The 13,172-nt window shown below is 66.4% G+C and carries 13 protein-coding genes; 5 read left to right on the forward strand and 8 right to left on the reverse strand.

Annotated features, from left to right (window positions below):
- Positions 1-5: 5 nt before the first annotated feature.
- Both DEQ92_RS04485 and DEQ92_RS04490 read right to left on the reverse strand, forming a co-directional pair.
- Positions 6-911: an ABC transporter ATP-binding protein gene (locus DEQ92_RS04485; RefSeq protein WP_042663526.1), complete on the reverse strand. Its 906-nt coding sequence runs from the start codon at positions 909-911 to the stop codon at positions 6-8.
- A 218-nt stretch (positions 912-1,129) separates the two neighbouring features.
- Positions 1,130-3,826, reverse strand: a complete 2,697-nt coding sequence (locus DEQ92_RS04490; RefSeq protein ID WP_115820467.1) for a DNA-directed DNA polymerase — start codon at positions 3,824-3,826, stop codon at positions 1,130-1,132.
- Positions 3,827-3,931: 105 nt separating this feature from the next.
- Here DEQ92_RS04490 and DEQ92_RS04495 point away from each other — a divergent pair, with 105 nt between their 5' ends.
- The 3 genes from DEQ92_RS04495 to DEQ92_RS04505 are packed head-to-tail and all read left to right on the forward strand — an operon-like array spanning position 3,932 to position 5,176.
- Positions 3,932-4,117: a hypothetical protein gene (locus DEQ92_RS04495; protein ID WP_004972572.1), complete on the forward strand. Its 186-nt coding sequence runs from the start codon at positions 3,932-3,934 to the stop codon at positions 4,115-4,117.
- A gap of 48 nt (positions 4,118-4,165) precedes the next feature.
- Positions 4,166-4,720 (forward strand): hypothetical protein, encoded by a 555-nt coding sequence (locus tag DEQ92_RS04500; RefSeq protein WP_115820468.1) that lies wholly within the window; start codon positions 4,166-4,168, stop codon positions 4,718-4,720.
- Positions 4,721-4,747: 27 nt separating this feature from the next.
- Positions 4,748-5,176 carry a hypothetical protein gene (locus DEQ92_RS04505; RefSeq protein WP_004972574.1) on the forward strand — a complete coding sequence of 143 codons (429 nt, stop codon included), beginning with the start codon at positions 4,748-4,750 and terminating at the stop codon, positions 5,174-5,176.
- Positions 5,177-5,215: 39 nt separating this feature from the next.
- On the opposite strand, the gene rad50 is transcribed toward DEQ92_RS04505, so the two are convergent.
- The 4 genes from rad50 to DEQ92_RS04525 are packed head-to-tail and all read right to left on the reverse strand — an operon-like array spanning position 5,216 to position 9,958.
- The gene (gene rad50, locus DEQ92_RS04510; RefSeq protein ID WP_115820469.1) at positions 5,216-7,897 is read right to left on the reverse strand and encodes a DNA double-strand break repair ATPase Rad50; all 2,682 of its coding nucleotides are present in this window, start codon (positions 7,895-7,897) and stop codon (positions 5,216-5,218) included.
- Positions 7,894-9,237: a DNA double-strand break repair protein Mre11 gene (gene mre11, locus DEQ92_RS04515; protein WP_115820470.1), complete on the reverse strand. Its 1,344-nt coding sequence runs from the start codon at positions 9,235-9,237 to the stop codon at positions 7,894-7,896. The genes rad50 and mre11 overlap by 4 nt, the downstream gene beginning before the upstream one ends.
- Positions 9,234-9,662, reverse strand: coding sequence for a hypothetical protein (locus DEQ92_RS04520; protein WP_115820471.1), 429 nt, complete (start codon positions 9,660-9,662; stop codon positions 9,234-9,236). Before DEQ92_RS04520 ends, mre11 begins: the two co-directional genes overlap by 4 nt.
- Positions 9,663-9,688: 26 nt before the next feature.
- Complete coding sequence (locus tag DEQ92_RS04525; protein ID WP_004972579.1) at positions 9,689-9,958, reverse strand: helix-turn-helix domain-containing protein; 270 nt, start codon at positions 9,956-9,958, stop codon at positions 9,689-9,691.
- 171 nt (positions 9,959-10,129) lie between these two features.
- Between DEQ92_RS04525 and DEQ92_RS04530 the strand changes: the two genes are divergently transcribed.
- Entirely contained in the window at positions 10,130-11,347 is a 1,218-nt protein-coding gene (locus DEQ92_RS04530; RefSeq protein ID WP_004971162.1) for a proteasome-activating nucleotidase, read from the forward strand.
- Between the two features lie 71 nt (positions 11,348-11,418).
- Here the strand turns inward: DEQ92_RS04530 and DEQ92_RS24400 are convergent, their stop codons facing one another.
- Both DEQ92_RS24400 and DEQ92_RS04535 read right to left on the reverse strand, forming a co-directional pair.
- Entirely contained in the window at positions 11,419-11,553 is a 135-nt protein-coding gene (locus DEQ92_RS24400; protein WP_004972580.1) for a hypothetical protein, read from the reverse strand.
- Positions 11,554-11,593: 40 nt separating this feature from the next.
- Positions 11,594-12,325: a DUF998 domain-containing protein gene (locus DEQ92_RS04535; RefSeq protein ID WP_115820677.1), complete on the reverse strand. Its 732-nt coding sequence runs from the start codon at positions 12,323-12,325 to the stop codon at positions 11,594-11,596.
- Between the two features lie 160 nt (positions 12,326-12,485).
- Here DEQ92_RS04535 and nth point away from each other — a divergent pair, with 160 nt between their 5' ends.
- Positions 12,486-13,169 carry an endonuclease III gene (gene nth / locus DEQ92_RS04540; protein WP_050458787.1) on the forward strand — a complete coding sequence of 228 codons (684 nt, stop codon included), beginning with the start codon at positions 12,486-12,488 and terminating at the stop codon, positions 13,167-13,169.
- Positions 13,170-13,172 lie beyond the last annotated feature (3 nt).

A 13,172-nucleotide genomic window follows, 5' to 3' on the forward strand; every position in this document is an offset into this window, starting at 1 on the left:
GGGGATTACGCGGCTTCGTACACTTCCTCACGGACCCAGTCGTAGCCCTTGTCTTCGAGTTCGGACGCGAGCGAGGCGTCGCCGCTCTTGACGACCTTGCCGTCCAGCATGATGTGGACGTGGTCCGGCTCGACGTATTCGAGGATACGCTGGTAGTGAGTGATCTGGAGGATACCGGTGCCCTGCTCGTCGCGCAGCGCGTTGATACCCTTCGAGACGTCCTGCAGGCGGTCGATGTCGAGACCGGAGTCGATCTCGTCGAGAACCGCAATCGACGGTTCGAGAATCGCGGCCTGAAGGACCTCGTTTTGTTTCTTCTCGCCGCCGGAGAACCCGGCGTTGAGGTAGCGCTGCATGAACTTCTCGTCCATGTCGAGAAGCTCCATCTTCTCTTTGAGGAGCTTCTGGAACTCGGCGACGCCGACTTCGCCGTCGTCGACGTTACCCTCCATCGGGGAGGTGTCGTAGCCGGCTTCCTCTTCTTCTTCCTCGTCGTCCTCGCCGAAGAGGAGCTCCTCGCGCTCGTCGATCTTCGCGTTGAGCGCGGTGCGGAGGAAGTTCGTCATGGTGACGCCCTCGATTTCCGCGGGGTACTGGAAGCCGAGGAAGATGCCGAGCGCGGCGCGCTCGTTCGGCTCCAGTTCCAGAAGGTTCCACGTGCGGGCGTCGTCCGGAATTTCGAGGTCGCCGAAGTCGTCGTCCTCCAGGTGGAGGAGGATTTCGCCGTCGGTTACCTCGTAGGCGGGGTGCCCGGCGATGATTTTAGAAGTCGTAGACTTGCCGGACCCGTTGGGACCCATCAGTGCGTGGATCTCTCCGGATTTGACTTCCAGGTCGACACCTCGCAGAATCTGCTCACCGTCTTCCTCCGCGACACGTGCGTGGAGGTTCTTGATCTCGAGAGTTGCCATCGTTGGTTCGTTGCCTCGTACTCGAAGGGTGGGGAGTATCGCCCATAATGCTTGCGCATTCACCCCCGCCACCTTTTGTAGAAAGAAAATTTGTTTTCAAAACCGCAAAGAATCACGGCAGTTCGGAACACTCGTCCGGGTTTCGGACAGCCGAACGACGTTACGGTATCGCCATCTACGTAACTGAATTTGGTTTCATCACCTGGTGATACGACCGGTCACATGAAGCTCCCGAGGCCGGTCTGTTCCTGACCGCTTTTCACCTCGTCCCACGACATCCCGAGCGCTTCGATGACGCGGGAGATGGGCCCTTCGAGCGTCTTGGTGAGCATCGTGTCCCAGTCGACCTCGAACGCCTCTGGAATCTGGTCGGCGTACTCGAAGCAGATGACGTCGGGGTCGCGCTTGAACTCGCGGTAGAGGTCGTCGACCTGCGGGTCGAACTCGCCGGTCTCCATCTCGCGGAACCACGACGGGTGGACCTTCCTGAGGTAGACCCGCTTCGGCTTCGAGCCCCGCCCGAAGTTCGTCCCGAGGAAGGCGTTGGCGTACTGCGCCCCGCGGACGTGCGCGGTCGGCGTCTCGTACGCCGAGAGGCGCTTGCCGATGCCGCCGGGGATGCCGGCCTGTTCGAGCGGCAGGTTCCCCGACTCGAAGTCGGTGATGATGTCGTGGAGGTAGTCTTTGATGACTTCCGTCTCCTCGCCGTGGACGATCATGTCGATGACGTTCTTCTGGACTTCCTTCGTTATCTGCGCGATGTCCGAGCGCTTGTACTCGAACCCCGTGATGTCGATGTCGTCGACGTCCTTGCCCTCCTTCCAGACGATGTGACCCGCGTAGCGCTTTTTCTTCCCCGCCTGGAAGAACCGCCGGTAGAGCTTCTCGAACTCGATTTGGAAGCGGTGTTCGTCCGCGCCCAACTCGTCGCGCGCGAAGTCGTCGTAGGCGGCGTTGATGTGCTCCTCGATGTCGAACGACTGCTCGATGGCTTCTTGTTTCGACACGTCGGGGCCGAGTTCGAGCATGACGCTGTCAGTGTCGCCGTAGGCCACGTCGTAGCCGATTTGGTTCGCGGCCTGTTCCGTGAACTCGATGACCTTCCGCCCGGTCGCCGTCACCGCCGCGCCCATCTCCTTGTCGTAGAGGCGGAAGCGGTCCCAGCCCAGCACGCCGTACAGGGAGTTCATGATGACCTTCACCGCGGCCTGCTGGCGGTCGAACTGCTCGTACTCCGACGAGCCGGGGTCGTGGGAGTTCCGAAGTGACTTCTTTTCCTCGCGCTCGGTGAGGAGTTCGTCGACCATCTCCCGAATCATGCCGTCGGGTTCCTGCTGGAAGTGCGTCCCGTTGGGCGCGCGGAACATCTCCCCGTCGTAGCGCTCGGGGTCGACTTTCGTCTCCGGCGACGCGTTGATGGTCACCATGCACATCGGGTACAGCGACTTCAGGTCGAGCACCGTGACGTTCTCCTTGACGCCGGTGATGGGGTCGAAGACGGCACCGCCCTCGTAGTCCTCCGACTCCTGTTTGCCCTTCGAGGGGAGCGCGAACTCGCCGTGGACCTTGTGGAGCACGTAGATGTCGACGGTGTCGCCGGGCGTCGGCGCGTCTTCGAGCTTACAGCCGACGAACGTCCGCACCTCGTCCCAGAAGGCGATTATGTCCTGTTTCCGGTCGATTTCGACGCACAGCTCCACGTCGCGGAGGTTGTATTCGAGCAGGCGCTCGGGGTCTTCCTCCCAGAGGTCGCCGATGTCGCCCGAGTAGCGCTCCTTGCCCGCGTCGAGTTCGAGTTCGCCCACCGCGTCGAGGCGGTAGGATTCGAGTTCGGTGAACTGGGTGCGCTTGTAGGCGTACAGCAGGTCGAAGACGACGCGCCCTTTGATGTCCGGGCCGCCCCAGCCGCCGCGCCAGACCTCGCCGAGCCGCGACATGCGGTTGTAGTCGAGGTTCAGGTCGGTCGTCCTGTCGACCTCCTCCAACCGGTCGAGGAAGTACGGCGCGTCGAAGTCCTCGAAGTTCCACCCGGTGAGGATGTCGGGGTCGGTCTCCTCGATGTACGAGAGGAAGGCGTCGAGCATCGCCGCCTCCTCGTCGAACGTCCTGACCTCCACGTCCGCGTCCTCCCCGAGGAACTCGTAGTTCGGCAGCGACTCGGGGCGCTTGCCGAGACCCTCGTCGGCGACGGCGTGCCAGACGACGTACTCGTCGCGGTAGGAGTCGTGGCTGGTGAGACAGATAATCGGCTCTTCGCCCTCCTCGGGGAAGCCGTTCCGGTCGTTGACCTCGATGTCGAAGGTGTTCACCCGAAGGCTCGCGTCGACCGCCGCGGGCGCGACCTCCTGGTGGGGAACCTGAATCGACCCGTCGTCGAGGCGGCGCTCGGGGACGCGGACGCCGCTTTTGATGTCCTTGTCGATGAGCAGGCGGTTCGGAAAGAGGATGTCCGCCTCGTAGTGGTCGAACTCGTCGCGAATCTGGCCGACGTCGCGGGGGGTGCGGCCGTAAATCTTCGTTAGCTCCTCGCCGCGGATGCTCTCGTAGCCGTCCTCGGTGCCGGTGATGACGTCCTTGTCGAGCGCGTCGTCGTCGAGGCTGTCCGTGGGCGCGTAGAAGTACGGCCGGAACCCGAGCACGCGGACGTGTTCGGTCTCGTCGTCCGCCGTCCGACCGAAGATGTGAATCACCGGGTACTCGTCGCGCCCCGCGCCCTCGATGGTGTAGTCGACCTGCGTGACGGCCAGTTCGACCGTCCCGTCCGGGTCGGGAAACCGCACCTCGTCCGTGTCGATGACGTCGGAGACGTGCTGGCCGGCGTCGCCGGCGACGATGGCGGCCTCCTCGTCAGGCCGCGCGTCGCCCGCGCCGTCGGCGTCGTTCCCCCCGAAGTCGGTCAGACCCGTCTGCGTCATGCCAGTCGCTTCGATGGCGCGGCTAAAAACCCCGGCGTTTCCGCGAACTGCACCCCGAACCACGGAAAGACATATATCCATGTGTGACATTCCTTGTCACACGATATGACCGACCACGCAACTCCGGAGCGGTGGGATGGCACGATCGACGGCGACGGACCGGCTGGTCCGACGGGAGCCGAGACGGTCGAATCCTACGATATCGACGGTGGCGTGGTGTTCTACGACGCGGAGAACCCACTCGCGTGGGTCGAGGCATCGCGGTCGATGCGCCTCGACGACTGCGCCTGACTCGGCCGAAACGGACACTTTTTCTCGGCACGGCGTCTCGACGCGAGCGTGACGGACGACGAGCGACGCGAGGGAACGCCCGCCGCTGACGCGGAAGACGAAGGCGACGACGCGGAGCGTCCGTCGGCGGACATGGCCTCGAAAATCGACCCCGAAACGCGATGGGGCGACCCCGAGGCCCGCTGGGGAGACCCGGAAGCCCGCTGGGGGAACCCCGAAAAGGAGCTCCCGACGATTCCCCGCGTTCGCATCCCCGGCGAGGACGCCGACGAGGATTCGGACGGCGAGAGCGACGGCGACGACGCGCCGGAGTTCTCCCCCGACGTGAACCCCGAGGTAGCCCGCCTGTTCTGGGCGAGCGTCGTCCTCGCGAACGTCGGCCTCGCGGGAGTCACGGTCGGCCCGATGCTCGCCTACTTCCGCGGCGACACGCTCCTCGGCGCAGGCCTGTTTCTGTTCGGTGTGGTCGTGCTCGCCCGCGTCTACTCCGTCTACCGAGAGTTCAAGCGAGGGGAGTGGCGGGACGACGAGAACGATGCGAACGATGCGGACGACGGTGATGTAAGCGACACCGACGAAGACGCTCCCGAGCGCAACCGCTAACAGTCGTCGCGCCCTTCGCCGAGACATATGCGAACCGTTCGCGGGCCAGACGGCCGGACGTACCTCCTCGTCAAGCAGTCGAGCGACGCCAGCCGCGTCCGCGACCCGGAGACCGGCGAGGAGCGACACCTGCCGAACGACGAACTCGAAGCCGTGAGCGGCGAGTCTCCGCTCGAAACCGCCGCACGAGCCGTTCCCGAGCCGGTCCGGGAGATACTCGTCGCGGTCCCGACCGAGCGCGGACTGGGCTTGCTCGTCGACCTCGTCGACCGCGGGCCGCTCCCCGCGGTCGACCTCCTCGGGGCCTACGACCTCTGCGAGAGCGACCTCCACGGCCTCCTGACCGAGTTCCGGGTCGCCGGCCTCGTCGCCGAGACCACGGTCTACGGGGAGCGCGGCTACGAGGCGACTGAGACCGCGAAAGAAGGGGTCGAACTGCTGCGGGCGAGCGAATAGGGTCGCTCTCGGGTCGTCCGCGGCGGAACCGACCCGCTCTCAGTCGTCCGCGAGCGCGCTCTCGACGGTCGGCGCGTCGGTTCGCTCGACCGTCGAGCGGTTCGTCGTCGGGTTCTTCTCCACGCGGACGAGGTCGTCGGCCGCACCGACCAGCTCGTCGTCGTGGCTGACGATGAGAATCTGCTTGACGCCGCGGTTCTGCATGTCCTCGACGAGGTCGACCAGCCGCGAGACGTGGCCGTCGTCGAGGAAGACCGTCGGCTCGTCGAGGATGAGCGGCGGGAGCGGTGCCGCGCCGTCGATACCCTCGGCGAGGAGCCGGTAGATGGCACACCGGAGGCTGAGGTTGAACAGGGCGCGCTCGCCGCCAGAGAGCTGTTCGGGTTCGAGCGCGGTGCCGTCCTTCTGGAACACCGTCAGCCCGTACTCGCCGTCGAGCCGGATTCGCGAGTAGGCGTCGTTGGCGTAGACGAGGTCGAACGTCTCGTTGAGCATCCGTTCGAGGACCTCGACGTTGCGCTGGCGAAGCTCCGCCCGGAGGTCGCCGTAGGTCGATTCGAGCGTCGACACCTCCTCGTGGACCGATTCGAGGGCGTCGACGCGCTCGGCGAGGTGTTCGCGGCGCTCCCGGAGGCCGTCCAACTGTTCGAGTTCGGCCTCGACGCCGCCGACGCGGCTCTGGAGTTCGTCGCGCTTGTCTCGCAGTTCGGGAAGCACTTCGTCTTCGACCCGTTCGAGGTACTCCGCGGCGTTCTCCCTGCGCTGTCTCGCCCCCTCGACCGCCTCCTCGTCGACCGTCTCGCGGAGTTCGTCGCGGCGCTCGCGACGCTCTCGGAGGTGTTCGCGGCGCTCGCGGTTCACGTCTGCGAGCGTCTCGCGCTTCTCGCGGAGCCGGTCCCGCGCGTCGATTTTCTCGGCTCGCGCGTCGACCAGCGACTCGACGCGGTCGAGTCGGTCGCGCCGCTCGTCGAGTGCTTCGAGGTCCGCTTCGAGCGACTCGACCGTCTCCGCGACCTCCTCGGCCCGCTCGGCCTGCGTCGTCGCGGCCTCGCGTTTCTCCTCGGCCTCGGCTTCGAGTTCCGCGGCGGCCTCGCGCTTCTCCGCGGCGGCCTCCCGGCGGCTCTCGACGGTCTCCTCGCGGTCGGCGATGCGTTCTTCGGCGAGGTCGAGTTTGTCGCGCTGAGAGCCCGCGCGGTTCTCGATTTCGACCAGTGCCTCGGCCGCCTCGACGGCCGCCGAGCGCGACTCGACGTCCGATTCGAGCGAGTCGAGGTCGGCTTCCAGCGATTCGACGGCGGCCTCGCGCTCGCTGATGGCGTCGACGTGGGGCGAGCCCTCGACCGGCTGCCCGCACTCGGGGCACTTGCCCGCGTCGCGGAGGCGCTCGGCCTCGGCGAGACGCTCGCGCGCGTTCTTCAGTTCGGTCTCCGTCTCCGCGAGCGACTCGCGGGCGTCGGACCGCGCCTCACGCCGTTTTTCGAGGAGGTCGGCGGCCTCGCCGAGTTCGACGGGGGCGTCCTCGAACCGCGCTTCGGCGTCGTCGAGCGACGACCGAAGCTCCGCGCGCGTCTCGCGGAACGATTCGAGCTCCCGCTCGGCCTCGGCGGCGGTCTCCGCGTCGGCCTCGGCGGCCTCGCGTTTCTCCTCGGCGCGCGATTCGAGGTCGGCGGCGCGCTCGGCGAGCCGCTCGGCCTGCGTCTCGAACGCCTGCGCCCGCGTCCGCGCCTCGGAGAGGTCGTCGCGCAGCCCGGATTCGCGCTCCGAAAGCGCCTCCCGCGCGCCGGCAATCGCCTCGTCGCTCGCGTCGTCGAGGTCGGCCCGGTCGAGGGCGTCGTCGATGTCGGATTCGAGGTCGTCGGCGGCGGCGTCGAGTTCGCGGACGCGCTCCGAGAGGTCGTCGCGCTTCGTCTCGTCCGTGGAGATTTTCGCGGTCAGGTCCTCGATTGCCGCCTCGACCTCGTCGAGTCGCTCCCGCTTTTCGGCGTGCTCGTCGAGCGTCGCCTCGGCGGCGTCGAGCGCCGCCTTCGCCTTGTCGCGCTGGCCCTCGTAGTTCGAAATCTCCTCGTCGAGGGAGTCGAGTTCGGATTCGAGCGCGTTGAGCGTCGCGTGGAGGTCCGCCTCCTCTTTCGTCTCGATTTGCGACTCGACGTCTTCGAGGACGCTCCGCTTTCTCGTCAGCACGTCTTCGACCCCGAGCCGAGCGTTGCCGGCGCGCTCGCGGTACGTTTCGAGCTTTCCGAGCTGCAGGAGGTCGTCTATCATGTCCTGGCGCTGGCTCGGCGTCGCGTTGATGAGCTTGTTGACCTCGCCCTGCTGGACGTACGCGCAGTTCACGAACGCCTCGGCGTCCATGCGCAAGAGCGACGCGACGTGCCGGCGAACGTCTCGCGCGCCCTCGACGGTTCCCTCGGGGCCTTCGAGGACGCATTTGGCGGTGGTCGCGCGGTCGCCGGAGACGCGAATCCGACGCTCGATGCGGTACTCGCCGCCGTCGTGGACGAATTCGAGCGCGATTTCGGCGTCGTCGGCGCCCGTCGTCACCACGTCTTCGAGCGTCCCCGCGAGCGCCTTCGAGCCGTAGAGCGCGAAGAAACACGCTTCGAGGAGCGACGACTTGCCGCTGCCGTTGACGCCGTGGATGACCGTAACGCCGTCTCTGAGGTCGAGTTCGGCGTCCTCGTAGGGTTTGAAGTTCCGGATGGCGATTCGGGTGAACCTCACGCGAAATCACCCAGCGAACTGTCTTGGCTCGCCGCCGGTTCCGCGGCGGCCTCCGAGTCGGATTCGGTCGTCGTTTCAGCGGTGGTCTCGGTCGTCGTCCCTGTGTCGGACTCGGCCGCGTCTTCGGCGGCTTCCGCGTCCTCAGCGTCCGCCGTGCCCTCGATGGCCTCCGAATCCTCGGCCTCGACGCCGTCGTCGCTCTCGATGTCATCCTCGCTCTCGGCGGCGACGAAGGCTCCCGGGTCGTCGGAGAGCAGCGATTCGACGCGCTCGCGGACCTCGTCGCGGACGTTCGAGTCGGCGACCTTGCTCGCCCGGACCGTCTCGTCCACGTCGAGGGCGGCGCTCGACAGGCCCATCCCGCGGACCCGCTCGCGCACCGCGTCGTCGGGGTCGGCGAAGCTCACGTCGGTCGCCAGTTCCGCGCCGTCGTCGATATCGCGCTTGTCGTTGACGCGGGCGACGAGCGCGCCCTCCTCGACGGCGAACGACTCGACCGCCGCGGGCGTGACGGCGTCGCCCTCGCCTCGCAGTTCGACGATGACGACCGCGTCTTCGAGGTCGAACTCGCGGACCCGCTGGCGGACGCGCTCGATGCCCTCGTCGCCGGCGAGGTCGACCTCGACGAAGGCGAACGGGCGCGTTTCGAGGGTGCGCCGACGGATGTCGACCTCGTCGGGCCCGAACTGAACGAGGTTGTACCCGCGCGGGTCGCGCTCGCTCGCGCTCGCGCGCTCGGTCGACCCGCAGTAGGTCACCCACGTCCCGTCGAGTTCGGCGGTGTCGGGGACGTGGTTATCGCCGAGGAGGACCGCGTCGAAGTCGACGTTCGACTCGGCGAGGACGGTTTCGGTCTCCCAGTCGGCGTGCGCGAAGGGCGTGAACAGACCGTGGGCGACGAGCACCGCGCGCTCGGCGTCGTGCGGTTCGAACTGGTAGTCGAGTTCGTCTCGGCGCGAGCGCGGGACGTGGTCGAGCCCGTAGAACGCCACGTCGCCGACGACGTGGGGGTCGCGTCCGAGTCTCGTCGCCAGTCCGAGGCGCTCGAAGAGGTCGAGCCACTGGCCCCCGCGGGTCGACTCGTGGTTGCCGACGATGGCGAGGAAGGGAATCCCGGCGTCGTCGAGGCGGCGGAGCGCGGCGAGCGTCCCGAGGAGGTCGGGGAGTTCGGGACGGCGGTCGTGGTAGAGGTCGCCGGCGTGGACGACGGCGTCCACGTCTCCGTCGAGCGCGTCCGCGACGACCCGCTCGAAGGCGTCGAGGAAGTCCTGTCGGCGCTCCGGCGAGTGGTACTGCTGATACCCGATGTGGGTGTCGCCGGTGTGTATCACCCGTGTCATCTATCAACCGGTTCGCCACCGCCGCTGAAAACGGTTGTGCGACCGGAGCGGAAGTGGTCGGCGTCCCGCGGTCGTCGCTGTGCGGTTCGGGAGCGCCGATTCGACACCTCGGTCGCGCCCGCGTCGACGAGCGCGCCGCGCAGGCGGTCGAGGTCCGCGAGGAGCGCCCGACCGGTGCGCGCGCACTCGTGGTGTCCGCGCCGGGCGGCCTCGCCGACCGCTCGGCGGAGCGTTAGTTCGCCTCCGTCGGAGAGAAACTGGGCGGCAGAACGGAGCGACTCGAAGGCGTTTCGCGCCTCGGCGACGACTTCGGCGGGCGGGCGCGACTCGTAGTCGGGGATACCGGCGTCAGCGTCGGCGTCAGCGTCGGCGTCGGCGAGCGCGGCGAGCGCGCGGCCGACGTCGTCGGGAGCGGGCGAAGACATGCGGCGACGTGGCCGCGCGTTCGGATTTAAATGTTGAGCGTGTAGAGGCGCTTGCGCGCGTCGGAGAACGAAAATCGGGAGTCGACCGCGCCCTCGTCTTCCAGCCGGGAGAGCGCGTAGCGGACGGTACGCGGGGGGAGAAGCGATTCTTCGGCGATTTGGCTCTGGGTGAGCGTGTCCTCGTAGTCGAGAATCTTCGCGACCAACTTCGCGCTCGGGGGCATGTCCCGAACCGATTCCCACCGGTCGTCTGACTGGGGCTCGGACTCGCGTTCGACTGCTTCCGTGGTGCTCATCGTACGAGGTACCATGCAATGCTATTAGATAATATTTGCTATCCAGATTTATTACTATGAGGAATTTATGTGACGCGCGTCAGACTCGTCATCCGGGCGGCAGACGGGCCCTAGGCGGCGAATCCCTCACACACCCGAAGCCTCTTATGAACCTGCACCCTATGCCGGATGATGACCGATACTGTGGACGACGTCGACCTCCCCTACGATAAGGACTCGGCGTCGCAGCAGGAGAAGATCACCGCCCTTCAAGAGCGGCTCGAAGTTCTCGAAACGCAGAACGAGGAGATGCGCGACAAGCTCCTCGACACGAACGCCGAGAACAACAAGTATCAACAGAAGCTCGAGCGGCTTACCCACGAGAACAAGAAGCTCAAGCAGTCGCCGCTCTTCGTTGCGACGGTTCAGGAAATCACCGACGAGGGGGTCATCATCAAGCAGCACGGTAACAACCAAGAGGCCCTCACCGAAGTGACAGACGAGATGCGCGAGGAGCTCGAACCCGACGCGCGCGTCGCCGTGAACAACTCCCTCTCTATCGTCAAGCGACTCGACAAGGAGACGGACGTCCGGGCTCGCGTGATGCAGGTCGAACACAGCCCCGACGTGACCTACGAGGACATCGGCGGACTCGAAGAGCAGATGCAGGAGGTCCGCGAGACGGTCGAGATGCCGCTCGACCGCCCCGAGATGTTCGAGAAGGTCGGCATCGACCCGCCGTCCGGCGTGCTCCTGTACGGCCCGCCGGGGACCGGCAAGACGATGCTCGCGAAGGCCGTCGCCAACCAGACGAACGCCTCGTTCATCAAGATGGCCGGCTCCGAGCTGGTGCACAAGTTCATCGGCGAGGGCGCGAAGCTCGTCCGCGACCTGTTCGAGGTCGCCCGCGAGAACGAGCCCGCCGTCATCTTCATCGACGAGATAGACGCCATCGCCTCGAAGCGCACGGACTCGAAGACCTCCGGCGACGCCGAGGTCCAGCGCACGATGATGCAGCTGCTCGCCGAGATGGACGGCTTCGACGAGCGCGGTAACATCCGCATCATCGCGGCGACCAACCGCTTCGACATGCTCGACCCCGCGATTCTCCGGCCGGGGCGGTTCGACCGCCTCATCGAGGTGCCCAAGCCGAACGAGGACGGCCGCGAGATAATCTTCCAGATTCACACCCGGAAGATGAACGTCTCCGACGACGTGGACTTCGTCGAACTCGCCGAGATGGCCGACAACGCCTCCGGTGCCGACATCAAGGCCGTCTGTACGGAAGCGGGGATGTTCGCCATCCGCGACGACCGCACGGAGATATACATGCAGGACTTCCTCGACGCCTGGGAGAAGATTCAGCAGGAAGCCTCGGACGAGACGGAAGTCTCCCGCGCGTTCGCGTAACCGACGCGAGTCGCGTTTCGTTTCGGTTTCGATTCTACTTCGCTTTTCGCGCGACGCCGACCGCCGAGTGGCTACGCGGCGAACGCGAAGTACGGCAGGACGAACAGCGCGAGGAACATCGCGGCGAGGATGAGACCGTACCCGCCGAGCGTCGCGGCCGCGGTCAACCACGATTCGCGCCGGCCGGGGAGTTCGAGCGCGGACATACTCGGTCGGTCGCGGTCGTGAATGATAAATCGTCGGTATTCACGCGGCCGAATCGGTTGGGTCGGGGAGGGCCGTCTCCGACGCGGACCCCATCAGGTAGCCGCCGAACCCGATGAACCACAGGAGCACCGGGTAGGCGACGTAGCGCTCGATACCACCCGCGCCGAGGAACGAAAGCGGGTGCGGGAGGCCGAGGAGGCCGAACGCGAAGATGCTCGCCAGGAGGGCGAGGACGAACCCGCCCACCGCGACCGAGAGATACCGGAACGGGGTCTCGATGACCCGCGCGGCGACGACCGCGGAGAGGCCGCCGGCGAAGAACGTCAGGAGGGCGAACAGCCCGTGCATCGGGGCTTCGCTCCCGTCAAAGACGCCCACGCCGAGGATGCCCACGCCGAGCATCGTGACGGCGGCGGTGACGACGCGGTCGCGGAGCCCCCGGTGCGCGAAGTAGCTCGCGCCGAGGACCAACAGCCCCGAAAGCACCATCGTCGCGTTGAAAATCGTCGCCGACGGCTGAAGGATGATGCTGTTTGGCGGCCTGGTCGCGCCGAGGTCGCTTATCTCCTGTACGCCCGCGTTGTAGCCGGGGTAGAACGCCTCGGCGGTGATGATTCCCATGAACGCGAGCAGGCCGAACGCGAACAGCATCGCGCCGGCGACGAACCGGTCGCGCCGGCGGTCGTGTGCGCCCGGCGTCTCGGCGATTCGTTCGGGTCGCGTCTCGGTCGGCGGACTGCCGTCCCGTCGGGAGTCGGTGGTTGGTGTCATCGTGCTCACTCCGTCCGTCTAGACGACTGACGCGTCGATAACACCGAACGCTGGCTCTTAAACCGCGAGAATCCGGACGGTCAGGAATCCGCACGGTCAGGAATCCGCACCCCTCGCCCCAACCCGAACGACTGAAACCGACCGGGTCGCACCCACAGGTATGGGCACGCCACTCGAAAGCCGCGAGGCGCAAGCCGAGGAGGTCCTCGACCGACTGTACGAGGAGTACCCCGACACCACCATCTCGCTTTCCTACTCGAACCGCCTCGAACTGCTCATCGCCGTCATGCTCTCGGCGCAGTGTACCGACGAGCGCGTCAACAAGGTCACCGCGGAGCTGTTCGAGAAGTACGACGGCGCCGCGGACTACGCCGCCGCCGACCAAGAGGAGTTAGCCGACGACATCAGCTCCATCACCTACTACAACAACAAGGCGAAGTACATCCGCTCCGCGTGCGCGGACATCATCGAGAAGCACGACGGCGAGGTTCCGGACACCATGTCGGCGCTGACCGACCTCGCCGGCGTCGGCCGGAAGACCGCGAACGTCGTCCTCCAGCACGGCCACGACATCGTGGAGGGAATCGTCGTCGACACCCACGTCCAGCGGCTCTCGCGCCGCCTCGGGCTGACAGAAGAGGAGTACCCCGAGCGAATCGAAGAGGACCTGATGCCGGTCGTCCCCGAGCGCGACTGGCAGCAGTTCACCCACCTGTTCATCAGTCACGGGCGGGCCGTCTGCGACGCGCGCAACCCCGACTGCGACGCCTGCGTGCTCGAAGACGTCTGCCCCTCGTCGAAGCTCGACCACGAGGTCGACCTCGCCAGCGGCGAGGCGTGGTGAGCG

This window comes from Haloferax sp. Atlit-6N, from assembly GCF_003383195.1.
Lineage (GTDB): Archaea > Halobacteriota > Halobacteria > Halobacteriales > Haloferacaceae > Haloferax > Haloferax gibbonsii.

What these genes read in the sequence shown, in the direction of transcription:
- DEQ92_RS04485 (WP_042663526.1), bottom strand. Translation starts at nt 911, where the DNA reads ATGGCAACTCTCGAGATCAAGAACCTCCACGCACGTGTCGCGGAGGAA.
- DEQ92_RS04490 (WP_115820467.1), bottom strand. Translation starts at nt 3,826, where the DNA reads ATGACGCAGACGGGTCTGACCGACTTCGGGGGGAACGACGCCGACGGC.
- DEQ92_RS04495 (WP_004972572.1), top strand. Translation starts at nt 3,932, where the DNA reads ATGACCGACCACGCAACTCCGGAGCGGTGGGATGGCACGATCGACGGC.
- DEQ92_RS04505 (WP_004972574.1), top strand. Translation starts at nt 4,748, where the DNA reads ATGCGAACCGTTCGCGGGCCAGACGGCCGGACGTACCTCCTCGTCAAG.
- mre11 (WP_115820470.1), bottom strand. Translation starts at nt 9,237, where the DNA reads ATGACACGGGTGATACACACCGGCGACACCCACATCGGGTATCAGCAG.
- DEQ92_RS04520 (WP_115820471.1), bottom strand. Translation starts at nt 9,662, where the DNA reads ATGTCTTCGCCCGCTCCCGACGACGTCGGCCGCGCGCTCGCCGCGCTC.
- DEQ92_RS04525 (WP_004972579.1), bottom strand. Translation starts at nt 9,958, where the DNA reads ATGAGCACCACGGAAGCAGTCGAACGCGAGTCCGAGCCCCAGTCAGAC.
- DEQ92_RS04530 (WP_004971162.1), top strand. Translation starts at nt 10,130, where the DNA reads ATGACCGATACTGTGGACGACGTCGACCTCCCCTACGATAAGGACTCG.
- DEQ92_RS24400 (WP_004972580.1), bottom strand. Translation starts at nt 11,553, where the DNA reads ATGTCCGCGCTCGAACTCCCCGGCCGGCGCGAATCGTGGTTGACCGCG.
- DEQ92_RS04535 (WP_115820677.1), bottom strand. Translation starts at nt 12,325, where the DNA reads ATGACACCAACCACCGACTCCCGACGGGACGGCAGTCCGCCGACCGAG.
- nth (WP_050458787.1), top strand. Translation starts at nt 12,486, where the DNA reads ATGGGCACGCCACTCGAAAGCCGCGAGGCGCAAGCCGAGGAGGTCCTC.